Genomic DNA, 17,764 nt, shown 5'->3' with positions numbered 1-17,764 from the left:
ACACCGGCGGAAGAGGTTCGGATACGGTAACCGGATGGTCTCGAACATCGAATCACCCACGGCCCCGCCGCAGCCCAAGGATGCCGCCACCGTCGTCCTGGTCCGCGACGGCGCGGACGGGATCGAGGTCTTCCTGCAGCGCCGGGTGCAGCAGATGGCCTTCGCGGGTGGGATGACGGTGTTCCCCGGCGGCGGTGTCGACGCCCGCGACGGCGACGCCGATATCGCCTGGGAAGGACCCGATGCCGGGTGGTGGGCCGAGCGCTTCGGTGCCACGGAGCGCGAGGCACGCCAGCTCGTGTGCGCCGCGGTGCGGGAGACCTTCGAGGAGTGCGGCGTCCTCCTCGCCTCGAAGGCCGACGGGGGCGCACTCGACGTGCAGGCCCTCACCCCGGCCCGCGCCGCGCTGGAGGCCCGCGACCTCGGCCTCGCCGAGTTCCTGCGCGCCGAAGGGCTCGTGCTGCGCGCCGACCTGCTGCGGCCGCTCGCGCACTGGATCACCCCGGAGAATGAGAAGCGCCGCTACGACACCCGCTTCTTCCTCGCCGCGCTGCCGGACGGACAGCGGGCCGACGACCGCACCAGCGAGGTCGACGAGGCGTTCTGGCGCACCGCATCCGGGGCCATGGCGGACTGGTCCGCGGGCGAGTGTTTCCTGCTGCCGCCCACGTGGTCGCAGTTGCGGGCGGTGGCGGCCGCCGCCACCGTGGACGAGCTGCTCGCCGCCGAACGCGTCATCGAGCCGATCCAGCCCGATCTGCCGGCCGGCGGTGGAATCGAGTCGCTGACCTTCGGCGACGCCGCCGAGTACTTCGCCTCCATGCCGTCGAACGTGCCTCGCCCCAATCTGTAGCCCGTTATTCATCCTCGTTCCTAAAGGGTTCACCAACGTGCTCAGGCGGGGTTCACCGGCGAGTCGCCTGACGGGCGGACCGTGAGCCCCATGAGTACACCGGGAACACTGGTCACAGGCCGCCACCCCGCAATCGAGACACTCATCCACGGCGACGAGTACGAGGTCGTCCTCACCACGCGGGCCGAGGACATCGACACCGTCCAGCGCCTGCGCTACGAGGTCTTCGGCACCGAACCCGGCTTCGAGGCATCGATGGCCGCCGTCACCGACGGTCGCGACGCCGACGAATTCGACGGCTGCTGCGACCATCTGGTGATCCGGCACAAGCCCAGCGACCGCATCGTCGGCTGCTACCGGATCCTGCCGCCGCCCGGCGCCATCGCCGCCGGCGGGCTGTACCTGGCCACCGAGTTCGAGCTCGGCGAGCTCGACCACCTGCGCCCGCACATGCTCGAGATGGGTCGCGCCTGCGTGCACGCCGACCACCGCACCGGCGGCGTCCTGTGCCTGATGTGGGCGGGCCTGCTGGCCTACAGCGATCTGCGCGGCATCCGTTACGCGGTGGGCGCCGTCAGCGTGCCGATGCAGTACGAGGGCCACGACCGCGGCGCGACGGTGCGCGCGGTGCGCGAACTCGTCGATGCCAAGCACCGCGCCCCCTGGACGGTGAGCCCGCGCAACCCGGTGGAGGAGATCACCGCCGAGCCCGCCTCGCGGCGCACCTTCCCGCCGCTGGTCACCGGCTACCTGCGGATGAACGCGCAGATCCTCGGCGCCCCGAGTTTCGATCCGGTCTTCGATGTGGCCGACTTCCCGATGATCATCGACCGCACCAAGTTCAACGTGCGGTACCTGGAGCGGTTGCAGCAGGCCGCGGGGGCGGTGGACTGACGATGATCCCCGTCGGCACGCTGCCGCGGCACGACTGGCAGCAGCAGTCCGCGTGCGACGCGGTGTGTTCTGTGGACGAGCCGCAGACCACCGCGCGCTGGCTGCGGATCGTCCGGTGGACCGCGTTCGTCGTGGTGGCGCTCAGCGGAATCCTGGCACTGGCACTGGTGTATCCGTTCGGGGCCCGCGCTCGCCGCGTGGTGATACGGGGCGGCGCCCGCTCGCTGCTGTTCGCGCTCGGCGTCCGCGTGGAGCCGGTCGGGAACGTGCCGCTGCGCGCCCTGGTGGTGGCCAACCACCAGTCGCTGCTCGACATCGTGGCCATCGCCTCGATCGCTCCGGCCGCCTTCGTGGCCAAGGCCGACATCTTCGACGCCCGCGCCGTTGCCCTCCTGATGCGCGCCTTCGGCGCCATCCCGCTGCGCCGGGAACGGCTGCACGAGCTGCCCGCCCGGGTGGACGACGTGGCCGAGCGGCTTCGCCGCGGCCACACCGTGGCGGTCTTCCCCGAGGGCACCACCTACTGCGGATTCCACCGCGGCGACTTCCGGCCGGCGTTCTTCCAGGCCGCGATCGACGCCCGGGTGGACGTGGTCCCCGTCTCGCTGCGCTACTCGATGCGGCTCCCGGGGCCGGTACGCGGCGCCCGGCAGAGTGCCGTGGCCGCCTACGTGGGGGCCGACACCGAGCTCGACACCCTGGCCCGCGTGGTCGGAGCCCGCGGCGTCGCCGTCCGCGTGCACGCCACGGAGACCATCGCCGCGCAGGAGTGGGCGCGCGCGGGCCGCAGGGCACTCGCCGCACGGGCGGAGGCCGCCGTCTTCGCGGACAGCGAGTTCCTCGCCGAGCAGGTCGGGCTGCCGCTCGCCGCCTGACGGTCCGCGGATCGGCGGACGCCCCGGCCGGGCGTATCCTTGGGACGCGATGAGTCCTGACCGTGAGAACCCCGTCTACCTCGACCACGCCGCGGACACCCCCATGGTGCCCGAAGCGTTGGCCGCGATGGCGCAGGCCTCCGCACGTCCCGGGAACGCCGCGTCGCTGCACGGCTCGGGCCGCCGCGCCCGCCGCATCCTCGAGGAGTCCCGCGAATCGATCGCGCGCGACCTGGGGGCACGGCCGTCGGAGGTGGTGTTCACCGGCGGCGGCACCGAATCGGTGAACCTCGCGGTCAAGGGCATCTTCTGGGCGCGCCGCGAGGCCGATCCGGCCGCGACCACCGTGATCGCCTCCGCCGTCGAACACCACGCCGTCCTCGACGCCGTGAACTGGCTGGGCGAGCACGAGGGCGCGACCGTGGTCCTACTGCCCGTCGACGCCCTGGGCCGCGTCGATCCGGCCGACCTGCGCGCCGCCCTCGACGAGGCCGCAGGCACCGTCGCCCTGGTCACCGTGATGTGGGCCAACAACGAGGTGGGCACCCTGGAGCCCATCGCCGACCTGGTCGCCGAGTGCGCCCGCGACGGCGTGCCCCTGCACTCCGACGCCACCCAGGCGGCCGGCCACGTGCCGGTCGACTTCGACGGCAGCGGCCTGGCCGCCCTCACCGTGGCCGCCCACAAGTTCGGCGGGCCGCAGGGAGTGGGCGCCCTGCTGATCGGGCGGAACGTGGCCTGCGTGCCGATGGCGCACGGCGGCGGACACGAGCGCGACCTCCGCTCCGGCACCCCGAACGTGGCCGGCGCCGCGGGCATGGCGGCCGCGCTCACCGTGGCCACCGCGCGGATGGACGAGGAGTCCGTCCGCCGCGCAGCGCTGCGCGATCGGCTGATCGAGGGCGTCCGCGGCATCGAGGGCGCCGTCGTCAACGGCGGCGCCGGACACGGGGCGCCAGCGCTCCCCGGCATCGCGCACGTCTCCTTCGTCGGCTGCGAGGGCGATTCGCTGCTCATGCTGCTGGACGCGCGCGGCATCGAGGCCGCCACCGGGTCCGCGTGCAGCGCCGGTGTGGCCCGGCCCAGCCACGTCCTGGAGGCCATGGGCACCGCGCCCGACGCCGCTCGCGGCTCGCTGCGCTTCTCGTTCGGACCGGAATCCACCGAGGCCGACGTCGACACCGTGCTGGACGCCCTGGGCCAGGTGGTCGAGCGCGCCCGCGCCGCCGGACTCGCCTCGTCGGGGGCCCGCTGATGCGCGTCCTGGCCGCGATGAGCGGCGGTGTCGACTCGGCCGTGGCCGCCGCCCGCGCCGTGGAGGCCGGACACGACGTGGTGGGCGTGCACCTGGCGCTCTCCGAGGCACCGGGCACGCTGCGCACCGGCTCGCGCGGCTGCTGCTCCAAGGAGGATGCCGGCGATGCCCGCCGCGCCGCCGATGTGCTCGGCATCCCGTTCTACGTGTGGGACTTCGCCGAACGGTTCCGCGAGGACGTGATCGACGATTTCGTCGCCGCCTACGCCGCGGGCGAGACCCCGAACCCGTGCCTGCGGTGCAACGAGAAGATCAAGTTCTCCGCGCTCGCCGAACGCGCCTACGCCCTCGGTTTCGACGCCGTCGCCACCGGCCACTACGCGCGCCTGTCCGGCGGCGAGCTGCGCCGCGCCGTCGACGCCGATAAGGACCAGTCCTACGTGCTGGCCGTGCTCACCGCGGATCAGTTGTCCCGGGCCATGTTCCCCGTCGGCGACACCCCGAAGCCCGCCATCCGCGAGGAAGCCGCCCGGCGTGGCCTGGCCGTGGCCGACAAGCCCGACAGCCACGACATCTGCTTCATCCCCACCGGCGACACCCAGGCCTTCCTCGGCGCGCGCATCGGCGTGCGGCCGGGGGCGGTGGTCGACGCCGAGACCGGCGAACGCCTCGGCGAGCACTCCGGCGTGCACGAATTCACCATCGGCCAGCGCAAGGGCCTGGGCCTTCCCGGACCGGGACCCGACGGTGCGCCCCGCTACGTGACCGGCATCGACGCCGCGACCGGCGAGGTCCGGGTGGGACGCGGCGAGCAGCTCGACGTCACCCGGATCGTGGCCGACAGTGCCGTGTGGACCTCCGGCGCCGCGCCCGCCGGGCCCGTCGAGGCCATGGTCCAGGTGCGTGCGCACGGCGGGCTCGCCCCCGTGACCGCCCGGGCCGAGGGCGAGACCATCGTGATGGATCTCGCCGAGCCGCTGCGGGGCGTTGCGCCCGGCCAGGCCGCGGTGCTCTACGCACCCGACGCCACCCGCGGGGACTTGGTGCTGGGCTCCGGCACCATCCGTTCCACCGCGCACGCCCCGGCGAATGTCTGAGGCCCTCGCGCCGCTCGCCGGATCCGTGACGGGCATCGGCTCGCACCCCGGGACCGATCCGCGCGAGGCGTCCGCCACCGTCGTCGGCGAACTGAGCGTCCCGTACCTCCCCGAACTGCCGAACCGCGGCCTCGGCGCCGACATGATCGGGCGGTCGGCCGGAATGCTGGTGGGCATCGGCGTGGACGTCTCCACCACCGGATACCGCATCGGCGTGCCCGACGGCCGGGCGGCGCGGTTGATCGACGACTACCTGCAGCGCGACCTCGACGCCTTCGAGGAGGCCTACGAGGTGGCGGGCCGCCGCGGGTCCGGCGTGGTGAAGACCCAGGCCGCGGGGCCGCTCACGCTGGCCGCCGGGCTGGAGCTGCCGAACGGCCACCGGGTGCCCCGCGACCGCGGCGCGCTGCGCGACATCGCCGACTCGCTCGCCGAAGGACTGGCCCAGCACGTCGCGGATCTGCGCCGCCGCTGCGGCGCCGAGGTGATCGTGCAACTCGACGAGCCGTCGATGTCGGCGGTCGTGGGTGGCACCGTTCCCGCGCTCACCCGCCTCGACCCCATCCGAGGGGTGCCGGCGCCGGAGGCCGCGGAGCTGCTGGCGCGGGTGTGTGCGGCCGTCGACGCTCCGGTGCTGCTGCACCTGTGCGGTCCGATCGAGTGGGACGTGGTGCGCCGCGTGCCGATCGACGGGGCGCTGCTCGACGTGACCCGGCTCGGCGTGGCCGACTACGAGGGCTTCGGGACGCTGGCGGAGGCGAGCACCGTTGTCGGACTCGGTCTCGTGCCCGCCACCGGGACGCAGCGGCTCGATCCCGAATCACTTGCGCGAATAGCGATCCGGCTCTACGACGAGATCGGCCTGCCGCGCCGCGCCCTGGCCGGTGCGACGGTGACCCCGGAGTGCGGCCTGTCCGGGGCACCCGACGACCGGGTGCGCCCGATCCTCGGCGCCTGCAAGACGATTGCGGGTGTCCTGGGGGAGGCCTCGGAGGAGTAGGGCGGTCGCCGCTCGAAGTCGAGCGATGAGCGTCGGACGGGCGTAATGTCCGCAATATGACCGTTTTCCTTCGTCATTGCACAGTCGCCGTCGCGGTGCTGATCATGGGCGGCGCCGCCGCGGGCTGCTCCAGCGGATCGGACAGCGGCTCGAGCGCCGGTACGGTCGCGACCACGGCCGCAGTGTCCTCCGCGCCCGCCGGGTCCTCCGCCGCGTCGGCGGCGGCAGCGCCGATCCCGGCGAACGTCCCGGGCACCTACAGCAACGGCGACTGGGTGGTGCGGCTCAAGGCCGACGGGACGTGGGAGGAGGACCTCAACGGCCGCACGAACGCCTACGGCGGCAACTACACCGTGGACGGCGGCACCATCGTGCTGCGCGATCGCGGCGGGTCCAGCGAGACCGCCACTCTCAGCGGCGACGAGCTGAAGCTCCCGTCGATCACCCTGCGCCGCCAGTAGCGGCGTCGAGGGCCGCGATCGCCCGCTTCGGGGCGATCCGGCGGTAGCTCGCGTCCAGGAGCTCGCGCACCTCGTCCCAATCGACGGTGCCGATCGTGAGATCGAGCCCCAGCCATCCTGCGCCGGCCAGGTATGCGGGCAGGTAGATCCGTTCGTCCTGGACGAGCGCCTCACGGTCGGACGGGTCGGCGATGAACAGCACGCTGGTGTTGATCTGACGGTGCGGCTGCGTGGCGGTCTTCTTGGTGCCGCCGCCGTACATGCCGAACATCTTGCCGCAGCGGAAGGTCGGGCGGCCGTGGGCGATCTGCTCGGTGGCCTCGGGGAACGCGAGCGCCACGTCGCGCAGCCGTGCGAGCACCGGATCGTCGTCGGAGAACATGATCGGATGAGGCATGCCGCCGAGCCTAACGCTCGGCGGCATGCCTCATCGGGGTGTTCGCGACCGCTACGCGGCGCCCTTGTCCGTGGTGCTCGCGGAATCGGCGGACTCCGTCTTCTCCGTGGTCGACGATGCTCCCGAGGTGGAGCTCGACGTGGACGAGGATTCGGCCTTCGGCTCGGGCGTGGTCTCGGTCTTCGACTCCGTCGCCGGGGTCTGCGAGGTGGTCTCCTCCGCGGGCTTCTGCGGCTCCGGCGTCGACGTGGTGGTCGTCTCGGCCTTCGGCGCCGTCGTCTTCTCCTCGACCGGCGCGTCGGGCACCGACCGGGCCGAGCGTGCGGCGCGCGGCTCGGAGGCGACGGCGGCCACGTCGGACGCGGAGGTTCCGGCCGTCACGGCGGTGACCGGCACGGCACCGTCGGTCTCGGGCTTGGGGGCCGGGGCCTTCGGCAGCGCGGCCGTGACCGCGGGCAGCGCCTCGCGGATGCGGTTCACGTCGTCCTTGAGCGTGATGCTCTTGGTCCACGAGCTGAACGCGCCCAGCGGATCGAAGGGCAGGATCGGCAGCGTGCCGAGGCCGAACGGGTTGTCCAGCTCGATGAGCCCGACCTTGGGCAGCAGGCTCGGCGTGCCGTCCGTGATCTTGGTGATCGTGGGCAGGCCGAAGTAGTTCGGCCGCACGGTGCCGTTGACCTCCACCGACGGGAACACGGTGAGGCGGTAGCCCAACCAGTCCAGCGTGATCGGCGACCGCAGGCCGTAGTCACTGGTCAGCAGGTAGTTGGTCTTCGAGGTCGACGAGGTCTGGAACTTCGGCTTGCCGTTCTCGTCGAGCACGGCGTTGCCGTTCTCGTCGATCACCGGGTGCTGGGTCTCGGTGGTCTTGACGTCCTTGGTGAACCGGACGAAGTCCTTGGTCAGCTTGAGGCGCTTGTCCTCGGAGAGCAGCGCGGCGATCGCGTCCTTGACGAAGGGGTTCTCCATCAGGCCGGTGAGCTCGTTGAACGGGACCTTGCTGAGGTCACCGCCGGCGACCGCGGTGAGCAGCTGCAGCACGCCGGGGGTGAGCACCTGGCCGAGCGCGTTGCCCTGGCCGAGGAACAGCGACGTGGGATCCGTGAGGCCCCACTGGGTCTGGCGGCTCTGGCCGTCCTTGGCGGTGCGCAGATCCTTGTAATAGTCGAACAGGCCGAGGGTGTTGCCGCACTCGCCGAGGCCGGACGAGGATGCCGAGGTGCCCACGCCGAGGCAGCTGACCTCCTTGACGTCGGGCAGCTTCAGGGTGTCGATCGTGTCCATGAACTTGTTGATCGACGCCGGGTCCAGGCTCATACCGGCCGGCAGCATGTTGAAGTTCTTCGCCAGCTTGAGGACCTTCTCGATCACCTGCGAGTCCTGGAGCTTGTCGAAGCTCAGCGGCGAACCGAACCAGTCGAGGCCCACCTTGCTGGTGTTCATGTTCAGCGCCAGGGCCAGGCCGAGGTTCGCGTGCGCCTTGGAGACCACGTCGGACCCGTCCGCTCCGGCGATCGCGAGGGCGAGCTTGCTCGCCGTCTGGGCGAGGGAGGTACCGCCGTTCATGGCGAGCGCGAAGTTGTACCCGTCGCCGAGGATCGTCGACTTGCCGTTGAGGGTCGGCAGGGCGGCGTCGATCACCGTCGGCTTCGTGTAGTCGTAGGTCTTGCCGGTGAGAAGGCTCGCGATCTTCAGCGCCTCGGTGCGCGCCGCCAGGTTCTTGTCCTTCTTGATGAGCCAGCCCTCGATGACCACGGGCAGGGCCGCCGCGGCTTTGAGCTGGTCCAGCGTCTGGTAGCGGCCCATGGCGAGCGGGTCGATATCACTGAGACCGAAGGCGCCGAGGGCCAGGTTCAGGGGGAATCCGGGCGTCGCGCCGAGCACGCTGAGCAGTCCGAACGGAGTCTGCTGGCCCATCGGGACGTAGATGCCCAGTATTCCGACGCGCGGGCCGAGGTTGATGGTCACCTGATCGGCGATGCCGGCGAGGTCGATGCGGCCGGGGAGGATCACCGCGGCGCCGGTGCCGGTGGCTCCGCCGCAATCCACGTTCGCGCCGCCGCCGCCCGCACCGAGGGCGCCGGTGCGGCAGGATTCGACGATCTTGGCGACGGCGGGATTGTCGAGGAGGCCGAGCACCTTCTGGAAGTCGATGCCGCTGAGGTCGGGGTTGGCGAGGTCGAGCTTGGTGATGTCGATACCCAGATCGCGGAGGTTCGTGCCGCCGATGGTGATGTCACCGAACTTGCCCGCGGTATCCGCCGCCGAGGCCATCGGGGCGGCGGCGGTGCCCACCAGCGCCGCGGTGGCGGCGAGGGACACGAGCCCCGTGCGCCACGCGGTCGACGTGCGGCGGGTGGTGCGACGGGGTGTCCGTGCTTGGCGGCGCGCGGCCCGGTTCGCGGGCGCGGAGGACGACGGCGACGGCTCGAATTCGATCGGCATAGTGGGGTTTCCTTGACTCGACGTACCCAGGGGATATGCAGTGACAGCGCGCGCTGTCGAATTTGCGATCGAAGAGTATCATGTGATCTTCATCACGGTGAATCTTTGCGATCGATTTACTGCGATCGGATTTACCGAAGTGGGACGCACCTCTGAAACATGTTCTACTTTGGGGTGGTGGACCATGGCGTGAGCATTGGAATAGTGCAGTTCACCTCCGATCGCGGGCTCGCACCGCAGCGGCTGGCACCGCTGATCGAACGGGCGGGGTTCGCCTCCTACTTCGTGCCCGAGCACGGCCACATCCCCACGCGCCGCGATGCCGCACACCCCGGAACGGGCACCGCGGAGCTGCCCGACGACCGCTACCTCCGCACGCTCGATCCCTGGACTGCGTTGGCCGCCGCAGCGGCCGTCACCGAGAAGATCGAGCTCGCCACCGCCGTCGCGCTGCCGGTGCAGGCCGATCCGATCACCCTCGCCAAGACGATCGCCACCGTCGACCACCTCTCCGGCGGCCGGGTCGCACTCGGGGTGGGATTCGGCTGGAATCTTGACGAACTCGCCGACCACGGCGTTCCGGCGGGGAGGCGGCGCACGATGCTGCGCGAGTACCTCGAGGCGATGCGCGCGCTCTGGCGCGACGAGGAAGCCGAATACCAGGGCGAGTTCGTCTCCTTCGGGCCCAGCTGGGCCTGGCCGAAACCGCCGGGAACGGTGCCCGTCCTCGTGGGCGCGGGCGGAACCGAGAAGAACTTCACGTGGGTCGCGCGGCACGCCGACGGGTGGATCACCACGCCGCAGGATCGGGGGATCGCGGAGGCGGCGGGCCGGCTCACGCAGGTGTGGCGTGAGCACGGGCGCGACGGTGCGCCGCGCATCGTCGCGCTGGACGGCCGCCCCGACCCGGACCGGTTGGCCCGCTGGGGGGCGGCGGGGGTGACGGATGTGCTGTATCCCGCGGTCGATTCCAGCGAACAGGCGGCCGCCGAGTATCTGGAAGGGCTGGCCGGAGTCCTTAGCGTGCGTTAGATTCGGTTCATGAATCGGAAATTCTGGTCAGTGGCCGTGGCGGTCGCAGTGGCGATCGGCGGTTCCGGGCTCGCCTCGGCCGAACCGTCGCCGAGTCCGACTCCGAAGCCGCCCGTCGCCGACCAGCCGATCACCGTGGCCCCGGGGGTCACCATCAGTCCGAAGGAACTGGAGGAGGCTCGCAACCGGACCACCACGGTGTACGTGGAGAACCTGACGGGGAAGTCCGTCGCCGATACCCGCCGCGCGCTTCGGATCGGGGTGCGGACGCCGGCCCTGCTCGATGGCAACCCGCCGATCCGGCTGCGCGTGCTACCGAAGTATCCCGGCAGCGAGCAGGTGAATCCCGCGGCCGTTCCACCGGAGGACCTGGTGGTGGTCACGTCGGTGGTGTATCGCGGCACCCTCGAACTCGCCGTCGTCCCGCGCTCAGCCGTGCCGCAGGTCCGGTACCTCGCCGAGGCGGTCGAGGCGTCCCGCAGCGTGCCACTCGATGTGCAGCTCACGATGGCCGACGACAAGTACAGCGCGGCCTACTTCGCCCTGTATCGCGCGGCGGGCGAGGGCTATCGCCCGCTCTACGACGCCGTGGGCATCCGCTTCGACGCGCGGGGCGTCCCGCAGATCCCAGAGGGAATGGTCGTCGGCATCGCGGTGGAGAAGAACTGAGTCGGTAGCGTCGCGGTATGACTGAGTTCGGCGGACCGGCGATTCCGGTACTGCGGATGTTCGAGCGTGATCAGGCGCTTGCCTTCTACACCGGCTACCTGGGTTTCACCGTCGAGTGGGAGCACCGATTCGAACCCGAGCTTCCCGCGTACGTGGAGGTCCGGCCGGGCGATGTCGTGTTGCACCTGTCCGAGCACTTCGGCGACGGCAGCCCGAATTCGGTGGCCTGGATACCGATTCGGGACGTGGCCGCCTTCCATGCGGAGCTCGCGGCGCACCGTCATCCCCGGTCCCGGCCCGGCCTCGATCCGGATGGGCCCGGCGGTCCCACCGTGACGGTGACCGATCCGTCGGGCAACCAACTGAGGTTCGCTCAGGCTATGTGAACGGAATACGAAGAATTACTTCGCTTTCTCGAATTTTGCGATTGAACATGGCAGGCTCGTCACATGAATTTCACAAGCACTCGTAACGTACTCAAGACCGCCGGCGTGACCTTGGCGGCCGGTGCGTTGGTGTTCGTCGGGGGATGCGGCGGCGGTGACAAGGCATCGACCACGTCGACGTCGTCGAGCGCCAGTGCGGCGGCCGTCACTCCCGTGGCCGGCACCACCGCCCAGCAGCGTGGCACCACCGTCACGGTGACCCCGAAGCCGACCAACGCGCAGACTCCGGCCAAGACTCCGGCGAAGACTCCGGCCCCGGCGCCGAAGCCCGCGAGCCCCGGCTGCTACGACAAGGACGGCCACGGCCCCGACGGTGCGAACCGCCCGTGCGAGCCGACGCAGGCCCCGGCGCCCGCGCCGGCCACCGATGCACCCTGCACCGATGAGAACGGCTCCGGCCCCGACGGCGCCACCGGCCCCTGCCCCGGAGTCATCCCGCGCCCGTAGTCGTCATCGCTCGTCAGTGCCTCCGACTAATCTGAGCGCATGTCGAAGGAGCTGACCGAAGACGATCGCAGGGCGTGGCAGGAGCTCGCGGAGGAGGTCCGCGGGCACCAGTTCCGCTACTACGTGCAGGATGCGCCGGTCCTCTCGGACGGCGAGTTCGACGCACTGCTCAAGCGGCTCCAGGCGATGGAGGACGCGTTTCCGGAACTGGCGGTTCCGGATTCGCCCACCAAGCTGGTCGGCGGCGGTTTCTCCACGGAGTTCACCGCCGTCGACCACCTGGAGCGCATGTACTCGCTCGACAACGTCTTCGACGAGGGCGAGTTGCGCGAGTGGATCGCCCGCGTCCAGCGCGATGTGGGGGAGTCCGTCACCTTCCTCACCGAGCTCAAGATCGACGGTGTCGCGCTGAACCTCGTCTACGAGGACGGCGTGCTGGTGCGGGGCGCCACCCGCGGCGATGGTCGCACCGGCGAGGACGTGACGCTCAACGCGCGCACGCTGCGCGATATCCCGCACCGGCTCACCCCGTCGGACGAGTTCCCGATCCCCGCCGTGCTCGAGGTGCGGGGCGAGGTCTTCTTCCGCCTCGCCGATTTCGAGGAACTCAACGCGGGGCTGGTGGCGGAGGGCAAGCCGCCCTTCGCGAATCCGCGTAACTCCGCCGCGGGCTCACTGCGGCAGAAGAATCCCCAGATCACCTCGCGGCGTAGGCTCGGCATGATCTGCCACGGCCTCGGGCGCATCGAGGGCGGCTGGTCGCCGTCGTCGCTGCACGACGCGTACCGCGCGCTGGCGGCCTGGGGGTTGTCGGTCTCCGACCACACCAAGCAGGTGGTGGGTGCCGACGCCGTGGTCGATCGCGTCTTCTACTGGGGCGAGCACCGGCACGATCCCGAGCACGAGATCGACGGCCTGGTGGTGAAAGTCGACGAGATCGCGCTGCAACGTCGCCTCGGCGCCACCTCGCGCGCTCCGCGCTGGGCGATCGCCTACAAGTACCCGCCCGAGGAGGTCACCACCAAGCTCCTCGACATCCGCGTCAACGTGGGGCGCACCGGCCGGGTTACGCCCTACGCGTACATGGCGCCGGTCACCGTGGCGGGGTCCACCGTCGAATTCGCCACGCTGCACAACGCTTCCGAGGTGCAGCGCAAGGGCGTGCTGATCGGCGACACCGTCACCATCCGCAAAGCCGGCGATGTGATCCCCGAGGTGCTCGGCCCCGTGGTCGATCTGCGGGACGGCACTGAGACGCCCTTCGTCATGCCCACGCAGTGCCCGGAATGCGGTGCGGAACTGGCTCCCTCGAAGGAGGGCGACGCCGATATCCGGTGCCCCAACACCGAGACCTGCCCCGCGCAGTTGCGCGAGCGCCTGTTCTATCTCGCGGGCCGCACGTGTTTCGACATCGAGGGCCTGGGCTACGAGGCGGCGTCGGCGCTCACCGCTTCGCCGGTGCTGCACAACGAGGGCGATGTCTTCTCGCTCACCGAGGAGCAGCTCGCGCAGGTGCCGCTGTTCACCAACGACGGCGGCGCGCTGTCGGCGAACGCGCAGCGATTGCTGACGAATCTGCAGGTGGCCAAGAACAAGCCGCTGTGGCGGGTGCTGGTGGCACTGTCGATCCGGCACGTGGGACCGTCGGCCGCGCGGGCGCTCGCACAGGAACTCGGCAGCCTGGATGCCATCGAGGCCGCGGACGTCGAGCAACTCGCCGAGGTCGACGGTGTGGGCCGCGTGATCGCCGAGGCCGTGGTCGAGTGGTTCACCGTGGACTGGCACCGCGAGATCGTCGCGAAGTGGCGCGCCGCGGATGTCACGATGGAGGACGAGCGCGACGAATCGGTGCCGCGCAATCTCGAGGGCCTGTCGATCGTGGTCACCGGTTCGCTGCAGAACTTCTCGCGTGACGGCGCCAAGGAGGCCATCCTGATCCGCGGCGGCAAGGCAGCCAGCAGCGTGTCGAAGAAGACGGCCTTCGTGGTGATCGGCGAAGCACCCGGTTCCAAGGCCGACAAGGCCGAGCAACTCGGCGTGCCGATCCTCGACGAGGCCGGATTCGAGAAGCTGCTCGCTGAAGGCCCGGAGGCGTTCGCCGCGCCCGACGCTACTTGACGAGTACCGTCGCCACGATGCCGGCGAGGTAGCCCAGGCGGGCCACCTCGGACGGACGGAAGTCGGGGCCGCCGGGCCGCCCGACCACCACCACCTTGCCGATGGCCCCGAGCGGTGCGCCCGCGAGCTTGGTGTCGAGCTGCTGCCAGGTGTCCGGCACCCACTGCGCCTCCGCGTCGAGGGCCACGGGGCCGCTGAGCGGCAGGAAGCCGAGGTCCGCCGGCGCCGTCTCCGGCAGTCCCGAGGAGCCGAACACCGGCCACGGCGAATCCGGGGTGTTCGAGAGCACTGCGCACCAGCCCACCCGCAGCACGCGCGGCACCTGATCGACCAGCATCTGCAACTGGTCGTGGCCCGCGCCCGCCACGTGATCGATGAGTTCGAGCTCGCGATGCGTGTCGAGGACCCCCGAGTACGGGCGGATCGAATCGACCTTGATCCCCTCCAGGGCCTCGGCCGCGGTGATCAGGGTGTCGGGGAGGGACTGCGGTCCGAGATCGACCACCAGATCGTCGACGGCGTAGCCCTCTCCGCGCTCCACGACGTCGAGCGACAGGATGTCGGCACCCACCGTGCCCAGAGCCACGGCGAGGGAGCCCAGGCTGCCGGGCCGGTCCGTCAGGCGTACACGCAGGAGATAAGACACGCACCGATTGTGGCACCAGGCCCCGGCGGGTGCAGATCGCGGTGCGCCGACCGTGACGAAGCCGTGAAGACTTTGCAGCCGCACTGGCGGAGGGGTCGCTTCTTCGGAGAATGGAGCGGGTGCCCATCCGGGCGATGGATGAACTGCTGGAAGGCGGAAACGACATGACCATTTCAGGATCTGCTCGCGTGATCGGGCTCCTCGTGGCAGCCACGGCCCTCACCGCCCCCGCCGTCGCGACTGCGGCGCCCGGCAAGCCCGCACCGAAGTCGCCGGTGATCCGCAACTGCCTCAGTGAGCCCACCGTCAAGCCGAAGACCATTGATCTGTCGTGTGCCGACGCGAACTCGCGGATCGTGGGGATCACCTGGGATGAGGCGTGGGGCCCGGAGATGGCGACCGGTGTCGGCACCATCGAGGAGAACACCTGCAAGCCCGACTGCGCGCGCGGGAAGCAGACCGCCCGCAAGGTGACGATCAACGTGCACACGCCGGTCGGCAAGGGCGCCGACCGTCGGTTCACCAAGGTGACCTACGGCTCCTCGGGCTCGTGGGGCAACAACTTCAAGGATGCGGAGCTGCCCCGCTGATCCGACGTCGGCAAGATCACACCGCCCCGGTTGGTGCGACGGGACATCGGCGCCGACACTGGTACGCATGCCTCACACCGACACCCGGGCGGAGGCAGGAGCGGCCCACAAGGCCTCGCTGACCTCCGTCGCCCGACGTATCGAGCCCGGCCGCGAACACGACTTCGTCGCCTGGACCGATGCGGGAATCGCCCTGGCTCGCACCTACCCGGGATTCCTGGGCGGCGGATGGGTGCGATCCGCCCACCAGGCCGACGAGTACTTCGTGATCTACCGGTTCGCCTCCGAGGAGCACCTCGCGGAATGGCAGCAGTCGCGGGTGCGCAAGCACTGGCTCGAACGCGGCGAGGGGATGGCGGTGGAGACCGCCACGCACCGGCTCTCGGGGATCGAGGGCTGGTTCGATCCACAGCCGCACGGCACCGGACCGGTCGCCGCGCCGGTGGTGAAGGTGCCGCCGCGGTGGAAGCAGGCCGTGGCCATCTGGCTCGGTTTCTTCCCGCTGTCGCTGCTGATCAACTTCCTGGTGCTGCCGCACCTGAACTTCCTGCCCGCGCACGGCTGGGGCCTGGTGGGCCGCACCCTCATCGCGACCCTGATCAACACCCCGCTGATGGTCTTCCTCGTGCTGCCGTGGATCACCGCGCGGCTCAAGCCGTGGTTGGAGCGGCGCTGATCGTCGGCTGAGCAAGAACGGTCAAGCGGGACGGGGCGGTTGCGATCGATACTGATCGCATGCCCGAACCGCTCGACCCGCTCCGCCGCCTCCTCGAGGCGGTCCTCGCGGAACGCCACGGCAGCCTCGACGAGATGGCTGCGGGCGCGTACAGCTCGCCCTTCCACTTCGCCCGGCAGGTGAGTGCCGGTGCCGGGGAATCACCCGTGGCACTACGCCGCCGGATACTCCTGGAACGAGCCGCCTGGCACCTGCAGCGCGGATCGACGGTGACCGATGCGGCCTTCGCCGCCGGGTACGAGTCGGTGGAGGGGTTCAGTCGGGCCTTCACCCGCGCCTACGGGCACGCGCCCTCGGCGCTGCCGCGCGCCGTCGGGCATTGGCTGCCCGCACCCAACGGCCTGCACTTCCATTCGCCCACTGTGCTGTACGTCGATGCGGCGGAAGGGCGAGCCGGCCATGAGGAGTCGGCGGGCAACGTGGTGGCGCTGCAGGTGCAGCACGACGCGGCGGACACGGTGGCTCTGCTGGACGCCGTCGCGGAGCTGCCGGCCGAGGAGTACCGCAAGGTCCGGCTGCCCGGCTCGCATCCCCGCCGGTGGGACGGTCCGGACGAATCGCTGTCGCAGATCATGTGGCATCTGGTGCACAGCACGGAGCCCTGGCGCGCGACCATCGCCGGTGAACCCGAACCGAACCGCGATCCCGACTCCGATCCCGCGGTGCTCCGCGCGCACCACGCGGCGAACTCGTCGCGGTGGCTGGCGATGGTCCGCGACATCGATCGTCGCGGCGCGTGGGCCGACCGGGTGATCGACGCCCTGTGCGATCCGCCCGAGTCCTTCCTGCTGTCCCAGATCGTGGCCCACGAACTGACCTTCGCGGCGCACCGTCGGCTGCTGGCGCGATGGATGCTCGCCGATGCCGGAGTCGACACCACCGCAACCGAACTCGATCCCGACCCCATCATCTGGCACCGACGCATCACCGGAGGAACCCGTGACTGACTACCGCTACTACACCGCGTCCACGCTCGACGGCTTCCTCGCCGACGAGAACGACAGTCTGGACTGGCTGCTCAGCCAGCCGATCGATCAGGAAGGGCCGCAGAACATCACGGAGCTGATGAAGCGGACCGGCGCGATCGTCATGGGCTACACCACCTATCAATGGGTGGTCGACCACATCGCCGAGACCGGCGATCCGTGGATGTACGCCGAGTGGCCCACCTTCGTGTTCACCCATCGCGACATCGCCCCGGTGCACGAATCGGTGTCCGTCGTTGCGGGATCGCCCGCGGAGCACCGCGCGAGACTGGAGAGCGCCGCGGGGGACAAGGGCGTGTGGGTGGTGGGCGGAGGCGACCTCGCCACCCAGTTCGCGTCGGACGGGATGCTGGACGAGCTGATCGTCAGTTACGCGCCGGTCACCGTCGGCGCCGGCCGGCCGCTGTTCACCGGCCCGTTCGACTTCGAACTCATCGAGTGGGCCCGCAATCGGGCCTTCCTCATCGGCCGCTACCGGGTGGTGGGCCCGCGTACGTGAGCGCCGCCTAGGATTGGGGGCATGTCTGCCATCTCTCGTGATGAGGTCGCCCATCTGGCGCGACTGTCGCGCCTCGCCGTGACCGACGACGAGCTCGACGTGTTCGCCACGCAGCTCGATTCGATTCTCGAGCACGTCAAGGTGGTGACCGAGGTGGGTGACGCCGACGTCGCGCCGCTGACGCTGCCCGTGGGCAATGTGAACGTCAATCGCGCGGATCAGCCGGTCCCGAGCCTCACTCCCGAACAGGCGCTGTCCGGTGCCCCGAACCGCGAGGGCGACCGCTTCGCGGTGCCGCGCATCCTGGGGGAGGAGTGA

20 protein-coding genes are annotated in these 17,764 nt (G+C 70.5%); 17 read left to right on the top strand and 3 right to left on the bottom strand.

Annotated elements, in window-relative coordinates; genetic code table 11:
- Nucleotides 1-34: 34 nt before the first annotated feature.
- From TTY48_RS02865 to TTY48_RS02835, 7 genes are all read left to right on the top strand, one after another.
- Nucleotides 35-853: an NUDIX hydrolase gene (locus TTY48_RS02865; RefSeq protein ID WP_220656074.1), complete on the top strand. Its 819-nt coding sequence runs from the start codon at nucleotides 35-37 to the stop codon at nucleotides 851-853.
- A gap of 90 nt (nucleotides 854-943) precedes the next feature.
- On the top strand, nucleotides 944-1,747 hold the full coding sequence (locus tag TTY48_RS02860) for a GNAT family N-acetyltransferase (RefSeq protein ID WP_220656073.1): 804 nt from the start codon (nucleotides 944-946) through the stop codon (nucleotides 1,745-1,747).
- Between the two features lie 2 nt (nucleotides 1,748-1,749).
- Complete coding sequence (locus TTY48_RS02855; RefSeq protein ID WP_220656072.1) at nucleotides 1,750-2,622, top strand: 1-acyl-sn-glycerol-3-phosphate acyltransferase; 873 nt, start codon at nucleotides 1,750-1,752, stop codon at nucleotides 2,620-2,622.
- Between the two features lie 49 nt (nucleotides 2,623-2,671).
- The gene (locus TTY48_RS02850) at nucleotides 2,672-3,877 is read left to right on the top strand and encodes a cysteine desulfurase family protein (protein WP_220656071.1); all 1,206 of its coding nucleotides are present in this window, start codon (nucleotides 2,672-2,674) and stop codon (nucleotides 3,875-3,877) included.
- Nucleotides 3,877-4,974, top strand: coding sequence for a tRNA 2-thiouridine(34) synthase MnmA (gene mnmA / locus TTY48_RS02845; RefSeq protein ID WP_220656070.1), 1,098 nt, complete (start codon nucleotides 3,877-3,879; stop codon nucleotides 4,972-4,974). Before TTY48_RS02850 ends, mnmA begins: the two co-directional genes overlap by 1 nt.
- Nucleotides 4,967-5,974 carry a hypothetical protein gene (locus TTY48_RS02840; RefSeq protein WP_220656069.1) on the top strand — a complete coding sequence of 336 codons (1,008 nt, stop codon included), beginning with the start codon at nucleotides 4,967-4,969 and terminating at the stop codon, nucleotides 5,972-5,974. The genes mnmA and TTY48_RS02840 overlap by 8 nt, the downstream gene beginning before the upstream one ends.
- A 56-nt stretch (nucleotides 5,975-6,030) precedes the next feature.
- Nucleotides 6,031-6,435, top strand: a complete 405-nt coding sequence (locus TTY48_RS02835) for an Atu4866 domain-containing protein (protein ID WP_220656068.1) — start codon at nucleotides 6,031-6,033, stop codon at nucleotides 6,433-6,435.
- Here the strand turns inward: TTY48_RS02835 and TTY48_RS02830 are convergent.
- Together TTY48_RS02830 and TTY48_RS02825 are read right to left on the bottom strand one after the other, a co-directional pair.
- Nucleotides 6,416-6,832, bottom strand: coding sequence for an MmcQ/YjbR family DNA-binding protein (locus TTY48_RS02830; protein ID WP_220656067.1), 417 nt, complete (start codon nucleotides 6,830-6,832; stop codon nucleotides 6,416-6,418). The genes TTY48_RS02835 and TTY48_RS02830 overlap by 20 nt on opposite strands.
- Before the next feature lie 51 nt (nucleotides 6,833-6,883).
- A complete protein-coding gene (locus TTY48_RS02825) occupies nucleotides 6,884-9,277 on the bottom strand; it encodes a hypothetical protein (protein WP_220656066.1) in 2,394 nt (797 codons plus the stop codon).
- Nucleotides 9,278-9,466: 189 nt separating this feature from the next.
- On the opposite strand from TTY48_RS02825, the gene TTY48_RS02820 reads away from it, so the two are divergent.
- The 5 genes from TTY48_RS02820 to ligA all read left to right on the top strand — a co-directional run bounded on the left by TTY48_RS02820 (nucleotide 9,467) and on the right by ligA (nucleotide 13,989).
- Complete coding sequence (locus TTY48_RS02820) at nucleotides 9,467-10,309, top strand: TIGR03619 family F420-dependent LLM class oxidoreductase (protein WP_220656065.1); 843 nt, start codon at nucleotides 9,467-9,469, stop codon at nucleotides 10,307-10,309.
- Between the two features lie 9 nt (nucleotides 10,310-10,318).
- A complete protein-coding gene (locus TTY48_RS02815) occupies nucleotides 10,319-10,978 on the top strand; it encodes a hypothetical protein (protein WP_220656064.1) in 660 nt (219 codons plus the stop codon).
- Nucleotides 10,979-10,995: 17 nt separating this feature from the next.
- Entirely contained in the window at nucleotides 10,996-11,364 is a 369-nt protein-coding gene (locus TTY48_RS02810) for a glyoxalase superfamily protein (RefSeq protein ID WP_220656063.1), read from the top strand.
- Nucleotides 11,365-11,427: 63 nt separating this feature from the next.
- Nucleotides 11,428-11,871 carry a hypothetical protein gene (locus TTY48_RS02805; RefSeq protein WP_220656062.1) on the top strand — a complete coding sequence of 148 codons (444 nt, stop codon included), beginning with the start codon at nucleotides 11,428-11,430 and terminating at the stop codon, nucleotides 11,869-11,871.
- A gap of 39 nt (nucleotides 11,872-11,910) precedes the next feature.
- A complete protein-coding gene (ligA, locus tag TTY48_RS02800; protein ID WP_220656061.1) occupies nucleotides 11,911-13,989 on the top strand; it encodes an NAD-dependent DNA ligase LigA in 2,079 nt (692 codons plus the stop codon).
- Here ligA and TTY48_RS02795 read toward each other — a convergent pair.
- A complete protein-coding gene (locus TTY48_RS02795) occupies nucleotides 13,982-14,635 on the bottom strand; it encodes an amino acid-binding protein (RefSeq protein WP_220656060.1) in 654 nt (217 codons plus the stop codon). The genes ligA and TTY48_RS02795 overlap by 8 nt on opposite strands.
- Before the next feature lie 164 nt (nucleotides 14,636-14,799).
- On the opposite strand from TTY48_RS02795, the gene TTY48_RS02790 reads away from it, so the two are divergent.
- The 5 genes from TTY48_RS02790 to gatC all read left to right on the top strand — a co-directional run bounded on the left by TTY48_RS02790 (nucleotide 14,800) and on the right by gatC (nucleotide 17,764).
- A complete protein-coding gene (locus TTY48_RS02790) occupies nucleotides 14,800-15,225 on the top strand; it encodes a hypothetical protein (protein WP_220656059.1) in 426 nt (141 codons plus the stop codon).
- 67 nt (nucleotides 15,226-15,292) lie between these two features.
- Nucleotides 15,293-15,901, top strand: a complete 609-nt coding sequence (locus TTY48_RS02785; protein WP_220656058.1) for an antibiotic biosynthesis monooxygenase — start codon at nucleotides 15,293-15,295, stop codon at nucleotides 15,899-15,901.
- A 59-nt stretch (nucleotides 15,902-15,960) separates the two neighbouring features.
- Nucleotides 15,961-16,908, top strand: coding sequence for a helix-turn-helix domain-containing protein (locus TTY48_RS02780; RefSeq protein WP_220656057.1), 948 nt, complete (start codon nucleotides 15,961-15,963; stop codon nucleotides 16,906-16,908).
- Entirely contained in the window at nucleotides 16,901-17,446 is a 546-nt protein-coding gene (locus TTY48_RS02775) for a dihydrofolate reductase family protein (protein ID WP_220656056.1), read from the top strand. The genes TTY48_RS02780 and TTY48_RS02775 overlap by 8 nt, the downstream gene beginning before the upstream one ends.
- A gap of 21 nt (nucleotides 17,447-17,467) precedes the next feature.
- Complete coding sequence (gene gatC, locus TTY48_RS02770) at nucleotides 17,468-17,764, top strand: Asp-tRNA(Asn)/Glu-tRNA(Gln) amidotransferase subunit GatC (RefSeq protein WP_220656055.1); 297 nt, start codon at nucleotides 17,468-17,470, stop codon at nucleotides 17,762-17,764.

The organism is Tsukamurella sp. TY48 (assembly GCF_019656655.1).
Classification (GTDB): domain Bacteria; phylum Actinomycetota; class Actinomycetes; order Mycobacteriales; family Mycobacteriaceae; genus Tsukamurella; species Tsukamurella strandjordii.
The sequence above is the reverse complement of the archived record's forward strand: the minus strand, read 5'-3'. Positions and strand labels throughout refer to the sequence as shown.

What these genes read in the sequence shown, in the direction of transcription:
- TTY48_RS02855 (WP_220656072.1), top strand. Translation starts at nt 1,750, where the DNA reads ATGATCCCCGTCGGCACGCTGCCGCGGCACGACTGGCAGCAGCAGTCC.
- ligA (WP_220656061.1), top strand. Translation starts at nt 11,911, where the DNA reads ATGTCGAAGGAGCTGACCGAAGACGATCGCAGGGCGTGGCAGGAGCTC.
- TTY48_RS02830 (WP_220656067.1), bottom strand. Translation starts at nt 6,832, where the DNA reads ATGCCTCATCCGATCATGTTCTCCGACGACGATCCGGTGCTCGCACGG.
- TTY48_RS02785 (WP_220656058.1), top strand. Translation starts at nt 15,293, where the DNA reads ATGCCTCACACCGACACCCGGGCGGAGGCAGGAGCGGCCCACAAGGCC.
- TTY48_RS02825 (WP_220656066.1), bottom strand. Translation starts at nt 9,277, where the DNA reads ATGCCGATCGAATTCGAGCCGTCGCCGTCGTCCTCCGCGCCCGCGAAC.
- TTY48_RS02815 (WP_220656064.1), top strand. Translation starts at nt 10,319, where the DNA reads ATGAATCGGAAATTCTGGTCAGTGGCCGTGGCGGTCGCAGTGGCGATC.
- TTY48_RS02860 (WP_220656073.1), top strand. Translation starts at nt 944, where the DNA reads ATGAGTACACCGGGAACACTGGTCACAGGCCGCCACCCCGCAATCGAG.
- TTY48_RS02850 (WP_220656071.1), top strand. Translation starts at nt 2,672, where the DNA reads ATGAGTCCTGACCGTGAGAACCCCGTCTACCTCGACCACGCCGCGGAC.
- TTY48_RS02865 (WP_220656074.1), top strand. Translation starts at nt 35, where the DNA reads ATGGTCTCGAACATCGAATCACCCACGGCCCCGCCGCAGCCCAAGGAT.
- gatC (WP_220656055.1), top strand. Translation starts at nt 17,468, where the DNA reads ATGTCTGCCATCTCTCGTGATGAGGTCGCCCATCTGGCGCGACTGTCG.
- TTY48_RS02810 (WP_220656063.1), top strand. Translation starts at nt 10,996, where the DNA reads ATGACTGAGTTCGGCGGACCGGCGATTCCGGTACTGCGGATGTTCGAG.
- mnmA (WP_220656070.1), top strand. Translation starts at nt 3,877, where the DNA reads ATGCGCGTCCTGGCCGCGATGAGCGGCGGTGTCGACTCGGCCGTGGCC.
- TTY48_RS02835 (WP_220656068.1), top strand. Translation starts at nt 6,031, where the DNA reads ATGACCGTTTTCCTTCGTCATTGCACAGTCGCCGTCGCGGTGCTGATC.
- TTY48_RS02805 (WP_220656062.1), top strand. Translation starts at nt 11,428, where the DNA reads ATGAATTTCACAAGCACTCGTAACGTACTCAAGACCGCCGGCGTGACC.
- TTY48_RS02840 (WP_220656069.1), top strand. Translation starts at nt 4,967, where the DNA reads ATGTCTGAGGCCCTCGCGCCGCTCGCCGGATCCGTGACGGGCATCGGC.
- TTY48_RS02780 (WP_220656057.1), top strand. Translation starts at nt 15,961, where the DNA reads ATGCCCGAACCGCTCGACCCGCTCCGCCGCCTCCTCGAGGCGGTCCTC.
- TTY48_RS02790 (WP_220656059.1), top strand. Translation starts at nt 14,800, where the DNA reads ATGACCATTTCAGGATCTGCTCGCGTGATCGGGCTCCTCGTGGCAGCC.